The organism is Haloferax denitrificans ATCC 35960 (assembly GCF_000337795.1).
In the GTDB taxonomy this organism is placed as follows: Archaea; Halobacteriota; Halobacteria; order Halobacteriales; family Haloferacaceae; genus Haloferax; species Haloferax denitrificans.
The window spans coordinates 197,755-222,687 of sequence record NZ_AOLP01000001.1 but is presented as its reverse complement, the minus strand read 5'-3'; the positions used below and the strand labels follow the sequence as shown (position 1 = coordinate 222,687).

The 24,933-nt window shown below is 66.2% G+C and carries 27 protein-coding genes; 15 read left to right on the top strand and 12 right to left on the bottom strand.

What is annotated here, in order from left to right; genetic code table 11:
* Nucleotides 1-40: 40 nt before the first annotated feature.
* Complete coding sequence (locus C438_RS00935; protein ID WP_004041873.1) at nt 41-235, bottom strand: cold-shock protein; 195 nt, start codon at nt 233-235, stop codon at nt 41-43.
* A gap of 252 nt (nt 236-487) precedes the next feature.
* Here C438_RS00935 and C438_RS00930 point away from each other — a divergent pair, with 252 nt between their 5' ends.
* Nucleotides 488-1,105: a class I SAM-dependent methyltransferase gene (locus C438_RS00930; protein WP_004967344.1), complete on the top strand. Its 618-nt coding sequence runs from the start codon at nt 488-490 to the stop codon at nt 1,103-1,105.
* A gap of 44 nt (nt 1,106-1,149) precedes the next feature.
* Here C438_RS00930 and C438_RS00925 read toward each other — a convergent pair whose 3' ends face one another.
* A complete protein-coding gene (locus C438_RS00925) occupies nt 1,150-1,866 on the bottom strand; it encodes a hypothetical protein (RefSeq protein WP_004967343.1) in 717 nt (238 codons plus the stop codon).
* A 120-nt stretch (nt 1,867-1,986) separates the two neighbouring features.
* Between C438_RS00925 and C438_RS00920 the strand changes: the two genes are divergently transcribed.
* Both C438_RS00920 and C438_RS00915 read left to right on the top strand, forming a co-directional pair.
* The gene (locus C438_RS00920; protein ID WP_004967342.1) at nt 1,987-2,718 is read left to right on the top strand and encodes a hypothetical protein; all 732 of its coding nucleotides are present in this window, start codon (nt 1,987-1,989) and stop codon (nt 2,716-2,718) included.
* A 45-nt stretch (nt 2,719-2,763) separates the two neighbouring features.
* Nucleotides 2,764-3,312 (top strand): NUDIX domain-containing protein, encoded by a 549-nt coding sequence (locus C438_RS00915; protein WP_004967341.1) that lies wholly within the window; start codon nt 2,764-2,766, stop codon nt 3,310-3,312.
* A gap of 68 nt (nt 3,313-3,380) precedes the next feature.
* Here C438_RS00915 and C438_RS00910 read toward each other — a convergent pair whose 3' ends face one another.
* Both C438_RS00910 and C438_RS00905 read right to left on the bottom strand, forming a co-directional pair.
* The gene (locus tag C438_RS00910; protein WP_004967340.1) at nt 3,381-4,274 is read right to left on the bottom strand and encodes an alpha/beta fold hydrolase; all 894 of its coding nucleotides are present in this window, start codon (nt 4,272-4,274) and stop codon (nt 3,381-3,383) included.
* 189 nt (nt 4,275-4,463) lie between these two features.
* On the bottom strand, nt 4,464-5,120 hold the full coding sequence (locus C438_RS00905; RefSeq protein WP_004967339.1) for a helix-turn-helix domain-containing protein: 657 nt from the start codon (nt 5,118-5,120) through the stop codon (nt 4,464-4,466).
* Between the two features lie 178 nt (nt 5,121-5,298).
* Between C438_RS00905 and C438_RS00900 the strand changes: the two genes are divergently transcribed.
* Together C438_RS00900 and C438_RS00895 are read left to right on the top strand one after the other, a co-directional pair.
* Nucleotides 5,299-6,072, top strand: a complete 774-nt coding sequence (locus C438_RS00900; RefSeq protein ID WP_004967338.1) for a CPBP family intramembrane glutamic endopeptidase — start codon at nt 5,299-5,301, stop codon at nt 6,070-6,072.
* Between the two features lie 48 nt (nt 6,073-6,120).
* The gene (locus C438_RS00895; RefSeq protein ID WP_004967337.1) at nt 6,121-7,992 is read left to right on the top strand and encodes an SLC13 family permease; all 1,872 of its coding nucleotides are present in this window, start codon (nt 6,121-6,123) and stop codon (nt 7,990-7,992) included.
* 141 nt (nt 7,993-8,133) lie between these two features.
* Here the strand turns inward: C438_RS00895 and C438_RS00890 are convergent, their stop codons facing one another.
* Both C438_RS00890 and C438_RS00885 read right to left on the bottom strand, forming a co-directional pair.
* The gene (locus C438_RS00890; RefSeq protein WP_004967336.1) at nt 8,134-9,654 is read right to left on the bottom strand and encodes a methyl-accepting chemotaxis protein; all 1,521 of its coding nucleotides are present in this window, start codon (nt 9,652-9,654) and stop codon (nt 8,134-8,136) included.
* Nucleotides 9,651-9,932 carry a hypothetical protein gene (locus tag C438_RS00885; RefSeq protein WP_004967335.1) on the bottom strand — a complete coding sequence of 94 codons (282 nt, stop codon included), beginning with the start codon at nt 9,930-9,932 and terminating at the stop codon, nt 9,651-9,653. The genes C438_RS00890 and C438_RS00885 overlap by 4 nt, the downstream gene beginning before the upstream one ends.
* A gap of 185 nt (nt 9,933-10,117) precedes the next feature.
* Here C438_RS00885 and tgtA point away from each other — a divergent pair, with 185 nt between their 5' ends.
* The 3 genes from tgtA to C438_RS00870 all read left to right on the top strand — a co-directional run bounded on the left by tgtA (nt 10,118) and on the right by C438_RS00870 (nt 12,399).
* Complete coding sequence (tgtA, locus tag C438_RS00880) at nt 10,118-11,665, top strand: tRNA guanosine(15) transglycosylase TgtA (RefSeq protein ID WP_004967334.1); 1,548 nt, start codon at nt 10,118-10,120, stop codon at nt 11,663-11,665.
* Nucleotides 11,666-11,738: 73 nt separating this feature from the next.
* Nucleotides 11,739-12,014, top strand: coding sequence for a winged helix-turn-helix domain-containing protein (locus C438_RS00875; protein WP_004967333.1), 276 nt, complete (start codon nt 11,739-11,741; stop codon nt 12,012-12,014).
* Nucleotides 12,015-12,093: 79 nt separating this feature from the next.
* Complete coding sequence (locus tag C438_RS00870; protein ID WP_049917628.1) at nt 12,094-12,399, top strand: hypothetical protein; 306 nt, start codon at nt 12,094-12,096, stop codon at nt 12,397-12,399.
* A gap of 49 nt (nt 12,400-12,448) precedes the next feature.
* Here C438_RS00870 and epsC read toward each other — a convergent pair whose 3' ends face one another.
* Entirely contained in the window at nt 12,449-13,312 is an 864-nt protein-coding gene (epsC, locus tag C438_RS00865) for a serine O-acetyltransferase EpsC (RefSeq protein WP_004967331.1), read from the bottom strand.
* A 276-nt stretch (nt 13,313-13,588) separates the two neighbouring features.
* Here epsC and C438_RS00860 point away from each other — a divergent pair, with 276 nt between their 5' ends.
* Nucleotides 13,589-15,604: a DUF7282 domain-containing protein gene (locus C438_RS00860; protein ID WP_004967330.1), complete on the top strand. Its 2,016-nt coding sequence runs from the start codon at nt 13,589-13,591 to the stop codon at nt 15,602-15,604.
* A 135-nt stretch (nt 15,605-15,739) separates the two neighbouring features.
* Here C438_RS00860 and C438_RS00855 read toward each other — a convergent pair whose 3' ends face one another.
* Nucleotides 15,740-16,201, bottom strand: a complete 462-nt coding sequence (locus tag C438_RS00855; RefSeq protein WP_004967329.1) for a pyridoxamine 5'-phosphate oxidase family protein — start codon at nt 16,199-16,201, stop codon at nt 15,740-15,742.
* Nucleotides 16,202-16,313: 112 nt separating this feature from the next.
* On the opposite strand from C438_RS00855, the gene arcS reads away from it, so the two are divergent.
* The 5 genes from arcS (at nt 16,314) to C438_RS00830 (ending at nt 20,435) form a co-directional block, all read left to right on the top strand.
* On the top strand, nt 16,314-18,071 hold the full coding sequence (gene arcS / locus C438_RS00850) for an archaeosine synthase (RefSeq protein WP_004967328.1): 1,758 nt from the start codon (nt 16,314-16,316) through the stop codon (nt 18,069-18,071).
* 222 nt (nt 18,072-18,293) lie between these two features.
* Nucleotides 18,294-18,560, top strand: a complete 267-nt coding sequence (locus C438_RS00845) for a hypothetical protein (protein WP_049917626.1) — start codon at nt 18,294-18,296, stop codon at nt 18,558-18,560.
* 100 nt (nt 18,561-18,660) lie between these two features.
* Complete coding sequence (locus C438_RS00840; protein WP_004967326.1) at nt 18,661-18,969, top strand: hypothetical protein; 309 nt, start codon at nt 18,661-18,663, stop codon at nt 18,967-18,969.
* A gap of 186 nt (nt 18,970-19,155) precedes the next feature.
* Nucleotides 19,156-19,545 carry a hypothetical protein gene (locus tag C438_RS00835; RefSeq protein WP_004967325.1) on the top strand — a complete coding sequence of 130 codons (390 nt, stop codon included), beginning with the start codon at nt 19,156-19,158 and terminating at the stop codon, nt 19,543-19,545.
* Between the two features lie 605 nt (nt 19,546-20,150).
* Nucleotides 20,151-20,435, top strand: a complete 285-nt coding sequence (locus C438_RS00830) for a hypothetical protein (RefSeq protein WP_004967324.1) — start codon at nt 20,151-20,153, stop codon at nt 20,433-20,435.
* Between the two features lie 66 nt (nt 20,436-20,501).
* Here the strand turns inward: C438_RS00830 and C438_RS00825 are convergent, their stop codons facing one another.
* A complete protein-coding gene (locus tag C438_RS00825) occupies nt 20,502-20,897 on the bottom strand; it encodes a histidine kinase (RefSeq protein WP_049917625.1) in 396 nt (131 codons plus the stop codon).
* Nucleotides 20,898-21,065: 168 nt separating this feature from the next.
* Nucleotides 21,066-22,244, bottom strand: coding sequence for a tubulin/FtsZ family protein (locus C438_RS00820; RefSeq protein WP_049917624.1), 1,179 nt, complete (start codon nt 22,242-22,244; stop codon nt 21,066-21,068).
* 122 nt (nt 22,245-22,366) lie between these two features.
* Between C438_RS00820 and C438_RS00815 the strand changes: the two genes are divergently transcribed.
* Entirely contained in the window at nt 22,367-22,726 is a 360-nt protein-coding gene (locus C438_RS00815; protein ID WP_004967321.1) for a zinc finger domain-containing protein, read from the top strand.
* Nucleotides 22,727-22,807: 81 nt separating this feature from the next.
* Here C438_RS00815 and C438_RS00810 read toward each other — a convergent pair whose 3' ends face one another.
* Together C438_RS00810 and C438_RS00805 are read right to left on the bottom strand one after the other, a co-directional pair.
* Nucleotides 22,808-23,851 (bottom strand): hypothetical protein, encoded by a 1,044-nt coding sequence (locus C438_RS00810; RefSeq protein WP_449271560.1) that lies wholly within the window; start codon nt 23,849-23,851, stop codon nt 22,808-22,810.
* Nucleotides 23,852-23,978: 127 nt separating this feature from the next.
* On the bottom strand, nt 23,979-24,878 hold the full coding sequence (locus C438_RS00805) for a DUF7139 domain-containing protein (RefSeq protein ID WP_004967319.1): 900 nt from the start codon (nt 24,876-24,878) through the stop codon (nt 23,979-23,981).
* Nucleotides 24,879-24,933: the final 55 nt, after the last annotated feature.

Sequence of the window (24,933 nt, the reverse complement as noted above, 5' to 3'; positions counted from 1 at the left end):
AGTTATCGTTCTGCCGCGAAACGCGGCGTACTAAATTAGTTTAAAGGCGCGTGAGGTTCGTCGCGCGGGGGCCCTTGGGGGCCTGCTCGATGTCGAACTCAACATCCGTGCCTTCTTCGAGGTCCGGGCCGCCGATGTCTTCCATGTGGAAGAACACGTCGTCGTCAGCATCGTCCGTCGAAATGAAACCGTAGCCGCCAGTGTCGTTGAAGAAATCAACGTTTCCTTTCGCCATTGCTTTTGAACACACACGCCCTTTACGGATAAGACTTGTGAGGGTCGTGCTGTCATGGGGGTTATTTTATTGAATCTTTTTCTGAATCGTCGGTATTTGTAGACGAATGTTCTGATATATCGGTTCTACTCGCGCTCGCCTAGCGGTTCGTCGACGATTCCGAGATATCCTGTGGTATCGGCAGTTCTGCGCTCGGACGCGTCTGCCCCCAGCCGACGAGGCTTTACGCGTGGCCGGTCGGTCTCCGACACCGTGGATGCTAACGACGTTCGTCGGAAGTGGGCAGACCGGTCGGGAGAGTTCTCCCCGGAGTACTACGCGTACTACGGGCCGAACGAGACGAGCGAGTCGATTCGGCGCGTCTTCGAGGAGCGTCTCGACCCCTCGGCGTCGATTCTCGAACTCGGCTGTGGTCCCGGTCGGCATCTCTCGCACCTCCGCGAACACGGCTTCGAGAACCTCCACGGCGTCGACATCAACCCCGACTGCTTCGATGTGATGGCCGACGCCTACCCCGACCTCGCCGACTGCGGGACGTTCTACGCCGACGCAATCGAGGCGGTCGCCGAGGAGTTCTCTCCGGGCCAGTTCGACGCCGTCTACTCCGTCGAGACGCTCCAGCACGTCCACCCCGACGACGCGTGGGTGTTCGAGGCGGTCGCCCGGAGCGCGAGCGACTACGTCGTCACCGTCGAAAACGAGGGCGACCGGTCCGTCCCGCCCGAGGACCGCGGCGTCAACGACGAGGAGTACGACTTCCCGCTGTACTACCGCGACTGGGCGGCCGTGTTCACGCAGTTCGGCGTCGAGCAGGTCGCCTGTGAGCACGGCGACCGCGACACGCTCCGCGTGTTCCGGCGGACCGACTGAGTGCGCGAGCGCGGCCGCCGCCTCGTTTTCACCCCGTTTTCACCTCAGAAGCCGCCGTAGCGGAGGTACACCATGTCGGCGATGAGGACGAGTTGGAACAGCCCCTGCACGCCGCCGAGCATGGCGTTCTGTTTTCCGATGGCGGAGATGACGCCGGGGTCCGGGTCGTCGGAGGTCATCTCGAAGTACATCCGTATCTCGCCGGGCATCAGGAAGCCGAAGCCCTGCACCGAGAGGACGGTGACGACCGCCAGCGCGACAATGATGGCCGGCGTGGTCATCTGAAAGTCGCCGATGGTGGTCGCGACCCACGCGAGCGACCCGACGGTGGCGACGGCGAAGACGACCTGCCAGCGCCGGTCGCGCCACGCGCTCAGCCGCCGTCCGAGCAGGAGGCAAATCGGAATCAGGTTCGCGGCGGTGAACAGCGCGAGCCACGGTTCGGCGTGGGGAAACACCCCGAGGCGCTGGGCGAGCGTGATGCCGCCCGCGATGGTGACAAGCGCCATCGACGGGAGGAAAAACGCGGTCTTCGGCGTGAGTCGCTCGAACACCGCGGCGCTCTGCTCGTCGGTCAGCCCGCCGATGACCGGCCCGAGAATCGCCCCCATGAACAGGTCGGTGCCCGTCCACAGCAGGCCCGCCATGACGTGAACGAACGTGTGTTGCTGGAGCGACCCGACCGTCACCGCATAGGCGAGTGCGACCACCGAGACGGCGACGATGCCGCCCGCAAAGGCCGGGTTCGCCCGTCGCGCCATGCCCCCGATTGTCCCACCAATCGTTGCCCTGTGTTGGCTCATCACGTTCGAGACGTGTACTGTCGGTGATAAAACCGGCGACGGACGCACTTATCCCCCTCTACCACCCATTTCCCGACCATGACTGACGCCCTCTCGTTCGATATCACGAGCGTCAACGACGTCGCGGCCAACCGCGACGAGGTCGTCGCCGCGGTCGAGGCCCACGCGGGCACCATCGCGCGCGAACTCGCCATCCTCCAGGGCGGCGACTACGGCCAAGAGACGTTCAAGACGCGCCGCGGGACGTGGACGCTCAAGTACGAGGCGGGCGCGCTCCAGTACCTCCGGTTCAAGGGGAAGTCGGGCGGCGAGACGTACGTCGTCTCGACCAAACAGCCCCCGGAGCCGAAGGCGCTCGGAACGGCGATGCAGGACTACCCGGCGTTCGTGGAGGCGTACAACGACCACGTCGAGTCGCTCGACGGCGTCCTCGACGACGTACCGACGGAGTTCCCCACGGTGACGACGACCGAGGAAATCGTCGCCCAGCGGGACCAACTCGTCTCGACTATCCGCGAGGTGGCCGACACCATGGCGGGCGAACTCAACCGCTTCGACGGCGAGTACGGCACCTTCACCCAGCGGGTCGGCGGCACGCGCTGGGAGCTGAAGTGGGACGGCCCGCGGGCGTCGTACCTCCGCGTCGGCGGCGAGGGAGGCATCTACCTGCTGTCGCAGTACGAACCCCCCGCCGCGCCCGACGTGCGCGAACTCGCCGGCGACTTCGTCGAGTTCGTGGAGGCGTACAACGAGTACGTCGACGACCTCGAAGCCGACCTCGCGACCGTCTCGTTCGACGACGCGGGGTAGCGGGGTATCGCGACGCTTTTGGAAACACCGCCGCCACGTGAAGCCATGAGCGACGACGACCTCGCGTGGGAGACCACCGACACGCGCATCGACTACTCGTGTCCCGGCTTCGACATCCGCATGGACGACGTTCGGCTCCCCGACGGCACCGAGACGGACTTCCACTACGTCGACGAGCCGGCGGCGGTCGTCGTCCTCCCCTTCACGCCCGACGGCGATGTGGTCGTCATCGACGAGTGGCGACAGGCCGTCGGTCGGACGAACCGCGGACTCCCCGCCGGCGGCACCGAACCGGACGACGACGACTACGCCGCGGCCGCCCGGCGCGAACTCGCGGAAGAGACCGGCCACGAGGCCGAGGCGGTCGAACCGCTCGTGACCGTCGAGCCGGCCAACGGCATCGCCAACTCGGTCCATCACTACTTCGTCGCGCGCGGGTGCGAGCCGAGCGCCGACCAGAACCTCGACTTCAACGAGAGCATTCGCCCGACGACGGTCGAGTACGACGACCTCAAGCGGGCGGTCCTCGCGGGCGAGGTCCGCGACGCGCGGACAGTTCTCGGCGTGCTCTACTACGAACTCGCCGGCGAGTAAGGAGCCGAGAGGGCCGTCGCTGGTTCCCCTTTTCGTCCTGCGTTTGCGTTCGCCTCCTGGGCCGCCGCTCAGGAGAGATGACGAATCAGCTCGTCGGTCACCTCCTCGCGCTCGTGGTGTACCCAATGCGACGCGTCGGGGAACGTCCGAAGCCGGCCGTCCTCGCAGTAGTCGATGCTCTGTTTCGCCATCGAGGGGACGAGTGCGATGTCGTCTTCGCCCCAGCAGACCAGCGTCGGTTGGGTGACGACCTCGCGGGGCGGGCTTTCCGACCGGAGGAACCCACGATACCAGTCTATTCGTGGCCCGATACCCGTGTGCCGCCAGGCGGCCCGATAGCGGTCGATAGTCTCTCGGTCGAACGTCCCCGGGTTGGACGTCTTTTCGAGGGCGGCGACCATCCTGCTCGCGTCGTTCCAACTGAGAATCCATTCGGGGAGCCTCGGCAACTGATAGAACCAGACGTACCAACTCCGGGCGATCTGCTCGGGGCTCGACCGCAGGGTCGTTCGGTACACCGCCGGGTGTGGGACGTTCAGAATCCCGAGTCGGTCGACCGCGGACGGTTGGCGGAGGGCGACGTTCCATGCGACGAACCCGCCGAAATCGTGGCCGATCAGGTGGGCAGACTCCCGTCCCTCGTCACGGATGAGGGCGCACACGTCCGCTGTCAGTTCTGACACTCGGTAGGAGTCGATTCCGTCGGGTGCCTCGCTCAGGTTACACCCTCGCTGGTCGGGGACGACCACTCGGAAGCCCGCCTCGACGAGCCGCGGAATCTGGGCGCGCCACCCGTACCAGAAGTCGGGATGGCCGTGCAGTAACACGACAAGTGGATCGTCGGAGTCGCCTGCAGTAACGACGTGTAACCGGACGCCGTTAACGTGACGGGTGTTGGATTCGATGCCGGACGCGTCGATGAGCGAGCCGTCGGTGCTTGGGTGGGTGTCTGTGTCCGTCATTGCTGTTGGCTCGGAGTGATGATCGGGCGCTGTCTCTGTGCGGGACTCATGTGAGTTCGAACCGGTACCTAAGCGCAGGTGACAGACTGGGGTACGGCTACTGCCGTAGCCGTGAGGCTACTTTTATCACCGTGTCTGGCGCGAACCGCACCCACCGTCCGCCGTCCCGCAACGTCTGACGCGAAAACGTTAGCAAACAAGTTCGTTGAACACGCGCTGTTCGACTTTTCGGAGGTGTTCACCGGCCGTCGAAGGAGTGATTCCGACTGCCTCCCCAACGTCCCGAAGTGACGCCTCTCGGGGAACGTCGTAGTATCCCAACTGAACTGCTGCCTCCAGTACCTCCTCTTGTCGGGGAGTCAACGTCCTGCTGAACGTCGACTTGTCGGGTTCGAAATCGCCCATTTCGAGTAGTTCGACCGAGACACTCGCTCTTTCGACACCGACTCCGAACAGTTCTCCGAACGCCTCGTCGGTTCCCAGACACGTCAGCTTGATACCTCCGTCATCGGTGAAGCGCATCGGAGTCTCGATTACCAGCGGAGATTCCCGTTGTAGTTCCAGCGTCCGCCGCGACGACTCTGTCGGTTCGAAATTACTCACGGCCATCCAAGGGTCATCTCCCGAGACGAGGTAGTCAATGACGCGCGGGGCGTTCTCCATAATCTGTCTGTATCGCTCTTGACTGCCGCTCGCTTCGGCGAACAGCAACACGGTGCCGTCGGCGAGCAACTCGACGTGATGAATCGCTCGCCTCTCGACCGACGGCGCTTCCGTCAACCGCTTTCCGAGGGGATGGAACGCGTCCCGGCTCTCCGGTTTGACCAGCACCGTGAGATATCGCATACGCTGAGTTGAGCTGCGTCGCGGTAAAACGTAGCGACTGTCAGACATTTCTCGGTCGGCCGCGGGCCGCGCGTCAGCTCACCGAGTGGTCAGGCGACCGACTCACATTCGCGTTCGTCCCTCGAACCCCGTTCCGAGGCGAGAAGGATTTTGACGCCGGCGCTCCAACTGGTCGCCTGTGTCTACTACGACGCGTCTCCCCGACCTCGCTCGGTCCTTCCTCGCGGCGATCGCCCTCGGCGGCGGCGGTCTCGTCGTCGGAACGATACTTGTCGTCATCACGCAGTTCGCGGCGGTGAGCGCGGGCGTCGAACTGACGCCCCTCGCGCTCATCGTCATCTCGCTCGTCCTCTTGCAGGGCATCGCCTTCGGCGGCGTCGCCCTCGTCTACAGCCGGTACCGCGGCCTCGACCGCTCGTACTTCGGCGTCTCAGTCCCGTCGCTCCGCGATATCGTCGCGGTCGTCCTCGGCTACGTGACGGCGCTCGTGGCGGCGTTCGTCGGCGCGTTCCTCGTCTCGACGTTCGGCGTCCAAGCGGGGTCGAACCAGGTGACCGAAATCGCCGCGCAGGACCCCGAGGTGCTGTTGCTCCTCGTCCCGGCGTCGTTCCTCCTCATCGGCCCCGGCGAGGAACTGCTGTTCCGCGGGGTCGTCCAGAACCGCATCCGCGAGTCGTTCGGCCCGGTGCCGGGTATCGCCCTCGCCAGCGCCATCTTCGCCGCGATTCACTACGTCGCGCTGACCGGCGGCGCGGGCGGCCGACTCGTCACCATCGGCATCCTGTTCCTCCCGAGCGTCGTCTTCGGCACGGCGTACGAACTGACCGACAACATCGCCGTCCCGGCGCTCATCCACGGCGCGTACAACGCGACGCTGTTCTCGCTGGCGTACCTCGTGTTCAAGCTCACCGAGATGAACCCCGGCGGGGTTCCGACCGGCCTGCTGTTCTGAGCGGCCGGGGATACCAGCCTTTTTCCTTCGCTGGCCCCTCGAACAGACGTGTTCTTCTCCACACTCGTGTCGGTAGTCGAGGGACTCGTCCCGGCGGCCGTCACGGGCGATATGCTCGTCGTCTTCGCGCTCATTCTCCTGTCTCTCGTCTTGTTCGCCACCGAGTGGCTCCCCATCGACGTGACCGCCATCGTGGTGATGGTCCTCCTGATGATGCTGGAGCCGTGGACGCAGATTTCGCCGCGAGAGGGCCTGTCTGGGTTCGCCAGCCCCGCGACCATCACCGTGTTGGCGATGCTCATCCTGAGCACCGGGGTCAACCGGACCGGCGTCGTCCAGCAAATCGGGCGGAAGATGGCCGAGTTCGCCGGCACCAGCCGCACGAAGCAACTCGCCGCGACGATTGGCGTCACCGGCCCGGTGTCGGGATTCATCAACAACACGCCGGTCGTGGCCATCCTCGTCCCGGTCGTCGTCGACCTCGCGCACAAGGGCAAGACCTCGCCGTCGAAGCTCCTCATGCCGCTTTCGTTCGCCTCGATGCTCGGCGGCACCCTGACGGTCATCGGCACGTCGACGAACATCCTCGCCAGCGACATCGCGGCCCAGCTCGGACAGGAGTCGCCCGGTCTCGGCCTCCACGCCTTCGGCATGTTCGAGTTCACCAAGCTCGGCGTCATCGTCTTCGCGGTCGGCGCGGTCTACCTCATGACGGTCGGCGTGCGCCTGATCCCCAAGCGGGTGCCCGCCGAGGACGACCTCGTCGAGGAGTACGCGCTCCAGGAGTACCTCGCCGACGTGGTCGTCCCCGCGGACTCGTCGCTCATCGGGCAGACCGTCCAAGAGGCGCTCGGCGACGACGACCTCGACATCGACGTGCTACAGCTCATCCGCTACGGCGAGCAGTTCCTCGAACCGCTGGCCCGCAAGGAGATTCACGAGAACGACACGCTCCGGCTCCGCACGAACCGGGAGACGCTCGAACGAATCATGCGCTCGGAGGGGCTCACGTTCGTCGGCGGCCCCCGCTCGGAGAGCGAACTTCACCCGGGCGAAGAAGAGCCGGTCATGGTCGAGGTCGTCGTCCCCTCGGGCTCGTTCCTCGTCGGCGAGAGCCTCGCCAGTTCGACGTTCCGACAGCGCTACGACGCGAACGTGCTCGCCTTTCGGACCCGCGGGAAGGTCGTCCGCGACCGGTTCGAGGACATCGACATCCGCGTCGGCGACACGCTCCTCGTGCAGGCCCCGCCCGACAGCCTCACGCGCCTCGTCCAAAACGAGGACTTCATCGTCGCCCACGAGTTCGACGACGTCGACTACCGGACCGAGAAAACGCCGTTCGCCGTCGCCATCATCGCCGGGGTCGTCGCGCTCCCGGCGTTCAACGTCCTCCCCATCGTCGTCTCGGCGCTCGGCGGTGTCGTCGCGATGATTCTCACCGGCGTCCTCAAGCCGAACGAACTGTACAAATCGGTCGAGTGGAACGTCATCTTCCTGCTCGCGGGCGTCATCCCGCTCGGCGTCGCGCTCCAACAGACGGGTGCCGCGGCGCTCCTCGGCGACGCCGTCGCCTCGACAGCGACGGTCCTCCCCGCAATCGGCGTCCTGTGGGTGTTCTACCTCGCGACCGGGTTGCTCACGAGCGTCATCTCGAACAACGCGAGCGTCGTGCTCATGATTCCGGTCGCCGCCAGCGCCGCCCAATCAATCGGGGCCAACGCGTTCTCGTTCGTCCTCGCCGTGACGTTCGCGGCGTCGACGGCCTTTATGACCCCCGTCGGCTACCAGACGAACCTGTTCGTCTACGGTCCCGGCGGCTACAGGTTCTCCGACTTCCTCCGCGTCGGCGCGCCCCTGCAGTTGCTCCTGTCGGTCGTCACCGTGGCCGGCATCGCCTTCTTCTGGGGCGTCGGCGCGTAGGCGCGTCACCCATCCGACCGGGAGTTCGTAGAGACTCCAGCCGAGGTCGGACTCGCTGATAGGTTCCATCTCGGCCGGTCGGCGGGCCGGCGGAAAAACGTTCGTCGGGCGCTCGCTCGCGCGCCGGTCGTCTGTCGTCGGTCAGTTCGGTCGGTCGTCGTCGCCGCCGTCGGCCCGCATCGCCCGGTTGGGAGTCGAGGCCGCGGGCGTCGCCGTCTCGCGGCCCGGTGCGCCGCCGGCCGCGCGCCCGGATTCGAACTGCGCGACGAGCGATTTGAGCTGTTGTGCGCGCTCCGACAGCGACGAGGACGACGCCGCGATCTGCTGGGTCGCGGCGGTCTGTTCTTCGGCCGCGGCGGAGACGTTCTGCGCCTCCGAGGCCGTCCGGTCGCTGAGGTTCGTTATCTCGTCCATCATCGTGACGACCTCTTGGGTCGACTGCGCCTGCTCGTCGGTGGCGCTACTGATGGACTGGATGGAGTCGTTGCTGTCTTCGATTTTGTGGACGATTTCTTCGAGCACGTCGACGGTCTCGCCGACGGTCTCGCGGCTGGCTTCGACCTCCGCCTGCGTCTCGAAGGTGTCCTCGGCGACGTTCTCGGTCGACTCCTCGATGTCGCCGATGAGCGAGTCGACCTCTTGGGTCGCCTCGGCGGTCTCCTCCGCGAGCGTCTTCACCTCGCTGGCGACGACGGCGAAGCCCTCGCCGGCGTCGCCCGCGCCCGCCGCCTCGATGGAGGCGTTGAGCGCGAGGATGCTCGTCTTCTCGGCGATGTCGTCGATGAGGTCGACGACCTCGCTGATCTGGGTGACGGATTGCTGGAGGTCTTCGACCTCCGTGACGGTCTCTGTCGACCGCGACTCCAACTGCTCCATCTTCTCGATGGTCGAACTGGCCGCTTCGCGGCTCTCCTTGGCGCGTTCGACGGTCTGTTGGGACTGCCGCGCGATTTCCTCGGAGGAGGAGGCGATTTCCTCGATGGTCGCAGAGAGGTTGCTCAGTTCCGATTCGGCGGCGTTGAGGTTCCGGTGTTGCGTCTCGTTGCCCGCCGAAATCTCCTCGATGCTGTTGGCGACGTCCGTGCTCGTCGCCTTCACGGCGTCGGCGCTCGCGGTGACCTCGGAGCTCTCGTCGTCGACTTGTTCGGCGAACGTCTGTATCCGGACGACGACCGAGTCGAGGGCGTCTAACATCTCGTTGAAGCCCCGCCCGATGCGGCGCATCGCGTCGTTGTCGCTCTCGGCGTCGACGCGGACGGTGAGGTCGCCGTCGGCGGCCGTCTGCATCGCGTCGCCGTAGCTCTCGGCCTGCCGTTCGAGGTCCGTCGTGAGCGCGTCGAGTTCGCGCCGCCGGGTCTCGGCGTCGTCGACGAGCTCTTTCATGTCCGCGACGATGGCGAGCGTCGCGGTGCCGCCGATGGCGAAGACGGCGACCGTGGCGGTCATGAGCGGCGAGGTCACGAGGTTGAATATCTCGGTGTAGAAGCCGAGTTTCTCCATCGTGAGGCTGACCATCCACAGAATCGCCAGCACGGAGGCGAACGCGTACGTCAGCCAGAACGACGCTTCCGCGTCGGTGTCGCGGTAGTTGAGCCACGCCAGCACCGCCGCGCCGACGAACCCGAGGGTCCCGATAGCGTCGAACAGCGCGTCGATTATCACGAGGCGTCACCGCCGTTGATGACGTTTTTCCGGCGCACGTACGCCGCCGCGAAGAACGTGACTCCCGCGAGGCCGATGCCGAACGCGTGCTCGACGAAGTTGAGCACCGACCCGAGGAACAGCGCCTCGACGTTCGTCGCCACCATCCCGACGACGAGCAGGACGTACCCCGCGGCGAACAGCTTAGTCTCGTCTCTGTACTGCGTGATAACCGGTATGAGCCCGACGAGGGAGACGGCGAGCGCGGTTACTTCGAGTGGCGATAAGTCGGCTAACATCTGGTTAGCCAGTTATTCTAATCTCTTTGTAAACTGTTCGCCCAAAAAATCACGTTTGATATCTCTCGTGTATATTATCTATAACATCTCAAGGAATCATCTGGTATGTATTCGTGTGTCCATTTTTGGCGGCCGGCCGCCCCGCGAACGCAACCCTTACCGCCGCGCTCGGGAAACGCCACTCCATGCGCGACCACTTCGAACTCCGCGACGGGGACCTCGCCGGGCGCATCGGCCGCCTTTCGGTCCCGCGTGCGGGGGTCACCGTCGAGACGCCGGCCCTCCTGCCGGTCGTCAACCCCAACATCGACACGATTTCGCCCGCGCGACTGGAATCCGAGTTCGGCGCGGACATCCTCATCACCAACTCCTACATCATCAAGACGAACGAGCACCTCCGCGAGGAGGCGCTGGACGTGGGGCTCCACGAGATGCTCGACTTCCACGGGGCCATCATGACCGACTCGGGGTCGTTCCAGCTCGCCGAGTACGGCGAAATCGACACGACGACCGAGGAGATTCTCCAGTTCCAGCGCGACATCGGCACCGACATCGCCACCCCGGTCGACATCCCGACGCCGCCGGACGTGGCCCGCGAGCAGGCCGAGACGGACCTCGAAATCACGAGGCAAGCCCTCGCCGACGCCGAGGCGGCCGACACGGGCGAGATGCTCGTCAACGCGCCCGTACAGGGGTCGACCTACCCGGACCTCCGCGAGGAGGCCGGCCGCCACGCCGACGCGACCGACCTCGACGTGTTCCCCGTCGGCGCGGTCGTGCCGATGATGAACGCCTACCGCTACGACGACATGGTCGACGCCGTCGCCGCCGCCAAGCGCGGTCTCGGCGTCGACGCCCCGGTCCACCTGTTCGGCGCGGGCCACCCGATGATGCTCGCGCTCGCCGTCGCGCTCGGCTGTGACCTGTTCGACTCCGCCGCCTACGCCCTCTACGCCCGCGACGGCCGGTATCTCACGGTCCGCGGGACCGAACACCTCGAAGACCTCGACTACCTCCCGTGTACCTGTCCCATCTGCACGGAGTACTCGCCGGACGACCTGCGGGCCGCGGGGTCGAAAGAACAGGAGCAACTGCTCGCCGAGCACAACCTCCACGTCACGTTCGCGGAACTCCGCCGCATCAAGCAGGCCATCCGCGACGGCGACCTCATGGAACTCGTCGAGGAGCGCGCCCGCTCGCACCCGGCGATGCTCGACGGCTACCGCGCCCTCCTCGACCACGTCGACCAGCTCGAACGCGAGGACCCCGCCTCCAAGGGCGCGTTCTTCTACGCCTCCAACGAGAGCGCCCACCGCCCCGAGGTCGCGCGCCACCACGCCCGCATGGACCGCCTGACCGCCGAGGGCCACGTCCTCCTCACCGAGGGCGGCATCCCCTCCGGCGACGACTTCGACGCGACGTGGCGCGTCGTCCCGCCGTTCGGCCCGTTCCCGCGGTCGCTCTCCGAGACGTACCCGCTCACCGCCGAAGTCCCCGAGCGCCTCGACCGCGACGCCTACGAGCAGGCCGCCCGCGGCGTCTCGCGGCTGGTCGAGGAGAACCCCGACGCGGCGTTCACGCTGGCGCACGACGACTGGCCCGAGTCGGCGCTCGCCCGCGTGCCCGACTCGGTCGAGTTGGAGTCGCTGTCGGCGGTCTCCGAGCGATTGGCCGACGAGGAGTCAGACGACGGGCGCGAGGAGGGCGACGCCACCGGACTGTCAGACGAGTAACGGTGCCCCAGCCGGTCGCGTCGGCGTCTGTCGGTCGATGCTCTTAGGTTCACCCGACGTATCAACGAACACGATGGAGGCTGTCCTCTGGTACGTGCTCACGGGAACCCGCGGCGGTGAAAACCGTGTGCGCATCCTCAAGACCGTCGAGGAACAGCCCCGAAACGCCAACCAGTTGGCCGAGACGCTCGACCTCGACTACAAGACCGTCCGGCACCACCTCGACGTGCTCATGGACAACGACGTGGTCCAGCGAAGCGGCGACGACTACGGCGCGGTCTACCTCCCGTCGCCGCGGTGTCGCGCCAACTGGGGGACCGTCGAGACGATCGTCGAGCGGATGGACTGAGCGTGCGAGACAGGGGCGCGGTGATTATGGAAAGATTTGGGAAAGCGTATATCAGGATGACGGGGAAAGGAGAGAACGAATGAGTATCTGGGTGGACGTCGCGACGGTCTCCTCGGGCGTCAACGTCGTCGTGCTCCTCGCACTGTCGGCGGTGTGGGCCCGAAACTACCTGACCTTCAGGTCCAAACACGCCGTCGGCCTCCTCGTGTTCGGGGTGTTCCTCCTCGCGGAGAACGCGCTCGCGTTCTACATGTACATCCTCGACCCGACGCTCTCGGGGTGGTTCAGCACCGACGTACCCGTCATCGCGTGGCGGCTGATGATGCTGTTGCACGTCTTCGAGACGCTCGGCCTCGTGTTCCTCGCGTGGATTACGTTCGACTGAACACGCCGCGCGCTCCCCGCTCCTTCTGATTTTCCGCGTCGCCGCCGACTCAGTCCCGGTGTTTCCGCTCGTGAGTCGGGTGCTCGGAGATGAAGACGCTCGTGTGGTCCGGCACGTCTTCGGTGACCCACGAGTTCGCGCCGATGCTCACGTGGTCGCCGACGGAGACCGCGCCGAGCACCTTGGTCCCCGCGCCGATGACGACGCTGTCGCCGATGTCCGGGTGGCGCTTGTACCCCTTCTTGAGCGCGTGTTCGTCGTCTTCGTCCTCCTCGAAGTGGAGCGCGCCGAGGGTCACGTCCTGATAGATGCGCGCCCACTCGCCGATGGTCGTCGTCTCGCCGATGACGACGCCGGTGCCGTGGTCGATGAAGAAGTAGTCGCCGATGGTCGCGCCGGGGTGGATGTCGATGCCCGACTCCATCTTCGCGTACTCGGCGAGTTCGCGGGCGTACGCGGGCGCGCCGGCCTCGTAGAAGGCGTGGGCGACCCGGTGGACGACAATCGCCTGTACGCCCGGATACGACCGGATGATTTCGACGTAGCTCCGCGCCGCGGGGTCGCCCTTGTACGCCGCCTCCACGTCTTTCTTCAGCGTCTCGCGGATATCGGGGAGTCGCCTGACGACCTCGTCCACGATTGGCTCGGGGTCCTCGTCCGTGTAGGGGTCGATACCCGAGTAGCAGAGCGCGCCGAAGTTGGCGACGGCGTCGCGGAGGAGTTCCTCGTCTGCGACCCACGGCCCCGCGTTCCAACAGCGGGGAAACAGGAGGCGCTTGATGAGGTCTACGTCCTCTCGCAGGTGGTTCCGCCGCGGGAACGAAAGCGACGTGTCCGTGGGGAAGGGGTCGTCGTCGGCGCGGTAGGACGCCGCGAGCCCGAGGTGCGCGTCGCCCGTGTAGCTGTAGGACATCCGATAGCGATAGTTGGTGGACGAGCGGTATTTAACCCCGTCTCATCGGGCCCGATTCGCCGCCTTCGCGTCGCCGGCCGCCCGGTCGAACCGACGGCAGTCTGCCGTCGTGTTCGCCCCCGAGACGGGGTGCACCCCAATCCCCGAATAAGGCTTCTGGCCGCCGAAATCTGGCGACTGGGGACACAACGGGGAGAGATTTGGGTGACAGTTCGGAAAATCTTCTTTTAAATATTCGTCCCCTTCTGAGACATGCGACGCACACTCGCAGTGCTGATGACACTCGTAGTGGTCGTCGGGGGCGTCCCGGCGGCCGCCGCGGCACAACAGGAGACCACGGCCGTCTCCTTCGAGAACCAAGCGACGGGCGGGACGACCGTGACGGTCGACTCCGTCACGCTCCCCGAGGGCGGCTTCGTGACGATTCACGACGCCTCCGTCACGGACGGGAACGTCCTCGGGAGCGTCGTCGGGTCGTCGGCGTACCTCGACGCCGGCACCCACGAGGACGTGACCGTCCACCTCGACGAACCAATCGGTGAGTCCGGCACGTTCGTCGCCATGCCCCACATGGACACCGACGGCGACCGCGTCTACTCGTTCGTCGCGGCCAACGGCGAGGTCGACGGCCCGTACACGGCCGACGGGAGCGCCGTCGTCGACACCGCGACGGTGGACGCGAGCGCGACCGTCTCGATGTCCGACCAGCCCACGACCGGCGACTCGGTCGTGGTCGACCGAGTCGAACTCTCGCAGGGCGGCTTCGTGACGGTTCACGACGCGACGGTCACCGAGGGCGCGGTGTTCGAGAGCATCCGCGGCACCTCCGCGTACCTGCCCGCCGGCGTCCACGAGAACGTCCGCGTCGAGCTGGACGCGCCCGTGACCGAGAACACGACGCTCGTCCCGATGGCGCACATGGACACCGACGGCGACGAGACCTACACCTTCCCCGAGTCCGAGGGGGAGACCGACGGCCCGTACACGGCTGACGGAAGCGCCGTCGTCGACACCGCGATGGCCACGCCTTCGGACACCGCGAGCGTGAACTACACCGCGCAGGCCACCGGCGGCTACTCCGTCGTCGTCGACTCGGCGTACCTGCCCGACGGCGGCTTCGTGACGGTCCACGACGGCACCGTCACCGAGGGTGCGGTGTTCGAGAGCATCCGCGGCACCTCGACGTACCTCGAACCCGGTCTGCACCGCGACGTGCGGGTCACCCTCGACGCGCCGCTGAACGAGACGACCACCGTCGTCCCGATGGCGCACGTGGACTCTGACGGCGACGAGACCTACACCTTCCCCGAGTCGGGAGGCGAGGCTGACGGCCCGTACACGGCTGACGGGAACGCCGTCGTCGACAGCGGCGAGGCGACCGTCTCCGCCAGCGTCGACTACACGATGAAGTCCTCGGACGGCGCGACCGTCGTGGTCGACCGAGTCGAACTCTCGCAGGGCGGCTTCGTGACGATTCACGACCCGTCGCTGTCGGGCGGCGCGGTGTTCGACAGCGTGGTCGGCACCTCGATGTACCTCCCGGCCGGCGTCCACGAGAACGTCGAAGTCACCCTCGACGAGCCGATTCGCTCCTCGCAGGCGCTCACTCCCATGGCGCACATGGACACGAACGACAACGAGGCCTACGACTTCGTGACCAGCGAGGGCGAGGCCGACGGTCCCTTCACGGCTGACGGCGGCGCGGTCGTCGCCAGCGCCCACACCTCGGTCAACGCGGTCGTGACCGCGACGGACCAGTCCGGCGACGGCACGACCGTCACCGTCGACTCCGTCACGCTCCACGACGGCGGCTTCGTGACGGTCCACGACGCGACAGTCACCGAGGGCGCGGTGTTCGAGAGCGTCCGCGGCACCTCCGCGTACCTCGAACCCGGCACCCACGAGAACGTCGAAATCAGCCTCGACGCGCCGCTCGAAGAGTCCGGCACCGTCGTCCCGATGGCGCACATGGACACCAACGGCAACGAGGCCTACGACTTCGTGACCAGTGAGGGCGAAAACGACGGTCCCTACGTGGCCGCCGGCGGCGCAGTCATCGCCACGGCCGACTACACGGTCGAAGGCACGATGTCCGAGACGACGACCGACGAGCCGACCGACTCGATGACGGACGAACCGACCGAGACGATGACCGACGAACCCGCGACCGAGATGACTGACGAGCCGATGGAGACGACGACCGAGTCGTCCACCGACGCGCCCGGCTTCGGTCTCGTCGTGGCCCTCGTCGCGCTCGTCGCGGCGGCGCTCGTCGCCGCCCGGCGTCGGTAACCCCGCTGACGACGCACCGGCCCACCACCACACAGAGGCACCCTCTTTTCGTACGCCGCGCGGGCCAGAAAAGCCACCCCCGCGCGGCACGCCCCCCGTTTGGGGTTATTTCGCGGTGTCGAGCGTCAGCGCCGACTATTCAGACGAACGCATCCGCGCCGCGTAGTCCCACGTGTGCATCCGTTCGGGTCGAATCCGAATCACGACCTCGTCGCGGTCGGGCGAGAGTAACCGCTCGGCCAGTTCCGAGTCGGTGTCGCCGAGATACCGCCCGATGAGTCGCCGCAGAACGTCCTTCTCCGCGTCGGGTTCGACGGTGGCGGTCCCCCGGCCGCGGACGCCCCGGTACGGCGGGTCGTTGGTCGAGATTTCGAACGCCACGTCGTCGTGGGTGCGAAGGAATCGCACCACGTCGGCGTCGGCCGCGGTGGCACACCGGAGTTCGGCCGCCTCGGGGTCCCACTCGTACCACAAAGAGAGCATCCAGAGGTCGTCCGCCGGGGTGCGACACGAGAGTCGGACCGGGACGGCCGCGTCGGCGAGGAAGTCGTCGACGCGGTCGCGTGACCACGGGCCGGTGGGGTCGGAGGCGTCCATACCGTCCCTTCGGGTGCCGGGGGCTAAGTCGTGTAGGCCGAGTGGTCGGTCTCGGTCGCCGGCCGCGCCCGCAGAAGACAAGTTAATTGCCTATCGGGGGACGAAAGCGGGTATGACCGATTACTTCGAGGTTCACGCCCGCGACGGCGCCGCCCGAATCGGGGAGTTGCGGCTCTCCGACTCGGTGACGACGCCGGCGGTCGTGGACGACGTGCTCGCGGACGCCGGCAGTCTCTGGGCGGCCGAGCGCGAGCTTCCCGACGGCTCCGACGACGTGCTGACCGTGCTCCCGCATCGCTCGCTCCCCGCCGGGAGCGCCGACGAGGTGCGCGAGTCGTTCGCCGTGGACTACCCCGACGTGGATTTCCCCTCGGCCGCCGTCGTCACCGCCGACACGGCCGACGACTACGGCGCTGACGCCTACGTCCTCTCCGACGCGCAGGGCTTCGTCGGCCACGCGCGCGCCTTCCGCGACAACGTCATCGAGGCGAAGGAGAACCTCCCCGCCGACACGGCGCTGATGCTCTCGGGCGTCGCCACGCCCCGGAACGTCTCGCTTCTCGTCTACGCCGGCGTCGACCTCGTCGACGAGACGCTCGCCCGCGCCCGCGGGCTGGAGGGCTTCTACCTCACCAGCGACGGCGAGTACTTCCTCGAAGACCTCGACGAACTCCCCTGCGCCTGCGAGGCCTGCCGGACGCCCGCCTCGGAGTTCACTCGCGCCGACGCCGCCGACCACAACGCAAACGCCCTGCGCGCCGAACTCGCGCGGGTCCGACGCCGCGTCCGCGACGGTCGGCTCCGCGACTACGTCGAGGGGCAGGCCCGTCACGACCAGTGGCTGACCGCCCTGTTCCGCCGGTTCGACCAGCAGTACAGCTTCATGGAGGAGCGGGTCCCCGTCATCCGCGACTCGGAGCTCACCGCGGCCTCCGAGGAGTCCATCGACCGCGTGGAGATTCAGCGGTTCGCCGACCGCGTGACCAAGCGCTATCGGAACCGCTTCGACCACCCGCTCGTGCTCCTGCCGTGCTCGGCGAAGAAACCCTACAGCGAGTCCCAGAGCCACCGGCAGTTCCAGGAGGCCGTCCAGTACCGCGCGCACATGGTGTCGATGACCTCGCCCATCGGCGTCGTCCCGCAGGAACTCGAACTCACCTACCCCGCCCAGCACTACGACTCGGTCGTCACGGGCGACTGGTCGGAAGACGAGAAGTCGTTCGTCGCCGAGGTGCTCCGGCGCTATCTGGAGCGCAACGACTACCCGCGAATCGTCGCGCACGTCCCGCCGGGCGCGTACACGGAAATCGTCGAGCGCGTCGCCGACGACCTCGGTCTCGACGTGGAGTTCACCGTCTCCGAACACCCGACGACGTCGGAGTCCATCGGGAACCTGATGCGGACGCTCGACGGCGAACCCAAGTTCACCCGCGAGGAGCGCGAGCACAACGCCGTGAAGGCCATCGCCGACTACCAGCTCGGCCCCGACGCGGGCGACGCGCTCTTTGCGGACGTGGAGTTGGAGATGACGAGCCGGTTCCCCAAGCTACAGGTGTGGAACGACGCGGGCGTGCAGTTGGCGACGATGGTCCCGCAGTACGGCGTGCTCTCTTTCACCCTCGAAGGCGCGAAGGTGTGGCGCGACAGCGACGCGCCGACGAAGACGGTCGAAATCGACGGCTTCGTCCCCCACGGCTCGGTGCTTGCGCCGGGCGTCGTCGACGCCGACGCGGACATCCGCCCGGGCGACGAGGTCGTCGTCGAGGGGCCGAAGGCGTTCGCCATCGGCCGCGCGGAGATGGGCGGCCGCGAACTGGTCGAGTCCACCCGCGGCGTCGGCGTCGAGATTCGCCACGTCGAAGAGCGGTAGTTCGACCCCGGTTCGGCGAGGGGTCTCCGATGCGACCCGAAAACCGCCCGACACGCCGTAGACATCACCAACATAACATTTCAATGACCATTCGTGGCGCGGTGGTTAATCAGCCTTTGAACACCGCTATATCGGATTTATCCCCGGTTTTCTATGCACCCGAGTACGGCGGAAATATCACGCCACTATAACTTTAAGTAGCATCCCGGCCCAACGTGGGCAATGATGGTAGAACGACACAAGGGGCGAACGGAGTTCGACGACCTCCCCGACGAGGGAGCGGTAGACTGGACGATTACCCATGCGCTGTTGGCGGCGAGCGATTCGACCTCGCGGGCCTTAGAATCGCATCTGTTGCGGGCGCAGTACCACCGCGACGCCGGGTTCGACACGGCGGTGACGGCGAGCCACATCGACGACGCAATCGACCGACACACGCAAATTATCGAAGATTTACGCCTCGCGCGCGACGCGCTCGAACACCGGTAACCCGCCCGGGGCCGCCGGGCTGTTTTCCCCGCCGCTCGAACCCGTCCGGACGCCCTCTCGCATAAGTTGTTTATTTAACAGCGGCTACGAACAACCGTGTATGAAGTTGGCCGTCCCAACTGACTTCGACATCCTCGAGGCGCTCGCAGACAGGAGGCGAAACACCGCCGTAAACCTCTCGTATATCCTCGATAAGAACCGCTCGTACATCAACACGCGACTGCCGATTCTCGCGGACTACGGCCTGTTGGCGCGCGTCGGGCCCGCGCCGAACTCCGGGCTGTACGAAATCACCGACAAGGGGTTGGTCGTCCTCGACAACCGCGACCAGTACCGAGCCGACGGCGTCGACTTCGACGCCCTCGTCGAGTCCGAACTCAGGGCGCGGACCGACGAGACGGACGCGTAACGCGAACGACGCGCCGAAACCGAAGGTCGGGACGGCCTTCGGAGGCACCCCGGCGCGCTGTTTCTCGCGAGCAGTGGCGACGCCGCTCGGTCCCGCGTTCTCGACGGCGTCCGCGATGTCGGTAACCGCCCGCGCCGTGGTGCGGCCGTCGCCGCCTTTTTGCCGCCTTGCCACCCAGTTCGAGGCATGGCTGTCGAACCACTCTCGCTCGGCGTTCCGAAACCCATCATCGACTCGCTCCCGGAGGCGGACGGCACGGCGGCACAGGACATGCAACGCGCCGTCGAGGGGCTCGAAACGCGGCTGAACCGCGCCATCGAGGGCGCCGACACAGAATCCGAGGCCGCCGGTTACGTGGTCGACGCGCTCGAACGTCTGGAAGGCCACTACGAGCGCTACGACGAGTTCATCCCCGAACTCCGCGCGTGGGGGCAGTCACCCATCTACGCCATCGCGTGGCGGAACCTGCAGGCGGACCTCATCCTCCAAATCGAGGAGTACGAGTGGCTGAAACCGCACATCGACCGAGAACGGAACCTCCGGCTGGTCGAAGACGGCATCAGATTCGGCAAGTAGTTGCGACGCCCGCGGTTCTGACTGACGGTCCGTTTTCGGACCGTGCGACTACCTCGGCCCATCTGTTGTGCGTAAATACTGAAATACAACAAATATATTCTGAGTAGGTATATCTTTAATCTACACTAACATAGAGTTAGTGCATGTTACAGACTCTGTGATGTTATAGATATTGACTGAAAATGGCTAAGTCTGAAGTTTAACTTCTGTTTTATACGAATGTAGTGGACTTCTGATTCAATGTCAGAACGCGAGTTCCCCACAAACAGTATTGTGTATCTAATTCAATATTGGTGTGGCAGAATTCCAATCGAATGTGTCCTCGAAGCCGAGCGACTCCGTCGATTTTCCGATGGGTGTGGATACGACAGTCGCTCGCGAGGATAGTCAGTCGCGCCCCGTGAAGGGTGACCGAACCTAATGGGGAAGGGGGGAAGGGGGGATGAGTTCGGTCAGTTGGATGCGTCCGAGGGGTTACTCTGTACGGTACTGCATCCAATTGAACACAATCGCTTCGAATATATAAATGATTCTGATTGTCAGCCTGAAGAACAATCCGACGGAAGTGTAACGGTTATAACTTTGTTACACCCACTGAAACGACTATGCGCATCGGTGTCGTGGCACACCACATGGCGGACCGCTCCTCTCCTCGTCGTACCGAAGGCGCCTTCGTCCGGGCCACCACGCACATCGACCGCGCCGAAGAACTGTTGTGGGAATGCGCTCGCGACCTCCCGGACGACGCGGACGACGAGTTCGCCCGGCTCTTCGAGGGGTTGTGGGCAGTGCAGAACGAACTAGCGCAGGTGTCGCTTCCGGGGGACTGCGCGGACGAACGCGGCGGCTCCTCGCGAGGGGGTTTCGACTTCCCGACGACCGACGACTGACCGCGGTTCGATGTCGGGTCGGGTCGGGTGAGCTTCGCCTTCGGCGGTTCGACAGACGCGACTTCGCTACTCCACCTGTCGCTCTATCCACTCGCTCGCGTCGACGACGAGTTCCGACAGCGCCTCCTCGACGGGGACGTCGCCCGCGAGACCGACGCTCCATGTGACCTGCGACTGAATCGCCTGTAGATTGAGCATCGTGTTTTGGACTCGCGACGCCAGTACCACCGGAACCGTCGCGTCGAACCGGCGGATTCCTTTGACCGCCTCGACGCCGTCGAACGCCGGCGGGGCGTGGAGGCAGACGACGAGATGCACCGGCCCCTCAGTCAATCGCTCGAACAACACCCGACTCGACCTCACGAACTCGACGTCCACGTCGCGCTCTGTCGCTATCGGACCCGCCGGTGGCGGACCGTAGGCGAGGATGCGCGGCGTCGCCGCTATGCTAGTCTCGGACACGCGTTCGACTGTTCGCCGAGGGAGTATTTGACACTTTCTCCGACCCGAGACCACACCGGGAGCCGACGGTGGTCGAGACCGGTGGGAGAACGCTGGACGGACCGCCGGTGTCGCCGGTTGGTTGCTGGTTGGTCGCCGGTCCCCGGTCACCGGTCACCGGCCGTCGGCTCAGAACAGGGAATCGAGGCGGTCGTCGACGACGGCCTCCGTTTTGTCTTCGCTGGCGTCGGCGTCGGCGTCCCGTTGGCGGCGGTCCCGCTCGGCCTCGACGCCGGTCGACCGAACCTCGGCCACGCGGTCGCTCCGCGACACGTCGCCGAGGAGCACGAGCACGCCGACGTGGTTCGACTCCGGAAGCGGGTAGTCGCCGCCGCGGACCTCCATGCTCCCGGTCTGCTCTTCGACCCACGTCCGACTCCGCTCGATGGCCTTCCGGTTGAGCCACTCGGGCGGGCCGCTGACGACGACCAGTCCCCGAGAGGCGGAGTCGACGTCGCACGGGAGCGTGAGTCGCCCGAGCACCGCCTTCCGCGTCTGGGTCGTGATGCGGTTGATGGAGTCGAGTTCGTCCGACGACGACGACCCGCCGCCCAAGAGTCCCGAGATGCTGAATCCGCCGCCGTCGCTCTCGGGGAGTTCGCTCGCCGCGTAGCCGATAGTCGAGATGCCGCCGCCGCGGAGGGTGTTGATGACCTCCGAGGAGTCGACGACGCTCTCGCCGACCGACCCCGACTCGCCCACTTCGCCCGAGGCGAAGAGGATGCCGAGGCGGCGCACGAGTTCCTCGTTCATCGACTCGTGGGCCTGTGCGACGTCCTCGCCGCTTTCGGCCCACGCGCCGTTGTCGAACGCGAACACGTGGTCGGTCACGTCCACGAACGCCTTGAGCGACCGCGCGGCGTTGCGCGAGTAGAGCGCGCCCTCGTCGGCGGCGGGGAGGATGCCGACGCCGTAGATGGGCTGTTCGTAGATGCGGTTGAGGTGCTTTGCGAGCACGGGGGCCGCGCCGCTCCCCGTGCCGCCGCCGAGCCCCGCGAAGATGAGAAAGGCGTCGGCCGTGGAGGTCGGCGCGCCGTCGGTGCCCCGCAGGAGCTGTCGGCTGTCGCGCTCGGCGAGCTCCGCGGCGAGTTCGTTGTCCGCGCCGACGCCGTGACCGCTCACCTCGTCCGCGCCGAAGAGGATGCGGTTCTCCTCGGGAACGAGGTCGAGGCCGCGGAGGTCCGCCGACGCGGTGTTGTACGCGACCGCGTCGACGACGTAGTCGGCGTTCGTGCGCTGTTCGTACCGGAGGAGGGCGTCGAGGACGTTTCCACCCGCTTGCCCCACGCCGAAGCAGAGGACCTTCATCGTCTCTCTTTGACACGTCATCAGTGGTGAATCTTCTGTTAGTGCACTGTCACAGCCAGCCTCGGACGCGCCGCCGACGGGGTAGTTCTATACGACCCCCGCGAGAACTATCGGCAGACGACATGACCTGTCCGCGGTGTTCACAGCCCCTCTCGACGCTCTCTCTCGACGGCCGCGCGGCGCGCTACTGCGAGCGGTGCGGCTTCGTCGGCGTCGAGACGGTCCACGAGCGCGACGCGCCGAGCCGAGAGTCGTGGGACGACGCGATAGCCCGCTTCCACGAGCGGGCGCTTCGCGAGGCGCGCGAGCGGGACGGGAACGCGGGCGGTGCTGGCGGAGCCGACAGCGGCGACGCGATTAACGAAGTAGCTGACGCCGGTGACGACGAGGCCGACGACGAAGCCACCGACCGCGAGCCCAGTGACTCGCACCTGAAAAACGGGGAGGACGGCGACCGCGGGGGCCGCGCGGGCGACGAGTGACGCGCGCTCGCGCGTCGCCGGCGGCGCGTCGACCTCGGTCGTGACGTACTGTCCGGTCGGTGTGTCAGTTCGGAGCGGCGCTCAGTTCGATTCCGGCGCGGCTTCGGCTTCCGGTTCGGGTTCGGGCTCGGAGGCGCTCCCACCGGACTCCTCTTCGGAGCGGGCGGCGACGAGCGCACCGCGGGCGACGCTGTAGAGGGGGCGGTCGATGCTCCGGACCTCGTTGACCGAGAACGGAATCGTCGAGTCTTCGAGGTGGTGTTCGAACAGCTCCTCGAAGCCGTCGGGGCTGGAGGTGCCGCCGGTGACGACGACGGGCACGTCGAGGCCCTCCTCGATGTCTTCCTCGTCGACCTCGCGCTCGATGTTCTCGATGACGTAGTCGAGGAGGTTCTCGTAGTAAATCGACAGCGCGCCCTCGACGCCGCCGACGTCCGTGCGGAAGTCGAGCTTGAAGTCGTCTTCCTTGATGGACGTGACCTTGTCGACGGCCGTGCCGGTGGCCTGCGCGGTCTGCTGGTCGATCCAGTCGCCGCCGCGGGCGATGGAGAACTGCATGACCGGCACCGCGTAGTACGCCAGACAGATGTTCGTCATGCCCGCGCCGAACGAGACGCCGAGGCCGGTGAAGTTGTTGTCGGCGAGTTCGCTGTAGATGACCGCCATCCCCTCGTTGATGGGTTCGGGGTCGTAGCCCATGTCGCCGAGCATCGATTCGAGCGTCTTGTCGTGATACAGCGTCGAGAGGTCGGAGTCGATGGGGTCCGCCGGACTCGAATAGAACAGGCGCTCGTTCGGCCGCGAGGGCGAGCCGACGACCTGCTCGATGATGAGCTTAATCATCGGAATCGCGGAGGACTCCTCGGACGAGAGGATGCCGTGTTGCATCGGCCGGCGCGTCTCCTTGCCGAAGATGTTCGCGAAATTGAGCGCGTCGTCGCCGACGACGTACACTTTGTCGTCCTTGCGGATGTGGAGCACGTCGCTCCGCGAGAGCATCTGCTCCGCCATGTCGCTGTAGTCGATTTCGACGAACGAGTTTCGTTGCTGGACAAATACGGTCTCACTCCCATCCTGACTCGCGGACAGGATGTTCATGGTTCCTACGTCAAGGCCTTTCGCCATACCTCACGCGTCGCAGGGCTGTCGCATAAATCTGTATGCGCTCTTGACGTTCAGTTCGGTCGATGAATGTGACGCCGAACCGACGCCGAATCGATTCCCACCCGGCGGCCCGGCGTTCCGAACCGACTCAGGAGAACAGCCCGCGAATCCGGTCGACCAGTCCCTCGGAGTCCTCGCGTTCGTCTTCGGCCTGCTGTTGCTTCCGCAACTCGGCCAGTGCGGCGGTCTGGTCGTCAGTGCTGTCGCCGACCGCCGTGTCTTTCTTCCCGCCGCGGAGGCCCTGCAGGCCGGCGACCGCGTCGTCGACGCCCCCGCCGCGCGTCTCGGTCGCCTTCGCGTTCTCGAAGCTCGCGCGGTCCACGTCGTCGACGGCGGAGGTGTCGAGCTTCAGGCGGGTGGTCTCGGCTTTGCGGACGCCGCCCCACGACAGTTCGCTGTCCGACAGCGCCTCGTCCATGTCGCGGCGGACCTGCGCGGCGACGGCTTCCTCGTCTTCCTCGTCGGCCGCGTCGGACTCTGCGTCGGTCCCGCCCGCGGCGGGCCCGCTCGTCCTCGCGCGGGCGAGTTGGAAACCGACGAGCGACGTGCCGCTCGCGGCGACGACCGCCACCGCGCCGAGCGAGTAGACGCCGACGATGCGGCCGCTCCGGTCGGCGTTCGCGGCGACGTTCCAGTTGTGGGGGTACGCGCCGACGAACTGGACGACGGCGACCGCGCAGACGACCAGCCCCGCGCCCGCGAGGAGCTTCGGGAACCGGTACTGCGAGGGGAGCAGGACCACGACGGAGGCGAGGAGGAGGGGAATCCCGAGCGCGCCGGTGACGCCCGCGACCTCGCGGAGTTCGTACTTGAAGATGTTCTCGGGCGGGATGCCGCCGCTCCACACCACCGCCGCGAGCGCGACGGCGAGCAGTCCGATAGCCGTAAAGAACAGCGCGAAGCCCGCGTAGACGGTCGTCTCGTCGGGGTCGGCGTCGACGTACCGTCGGTAGAGGGCGATGAGGGTGTTCTGCCCGTCACTCGACATACCTCAGACCATTCCCCCGCGCGACATATAATGTTCGCCGGACTCGGGTCGGACC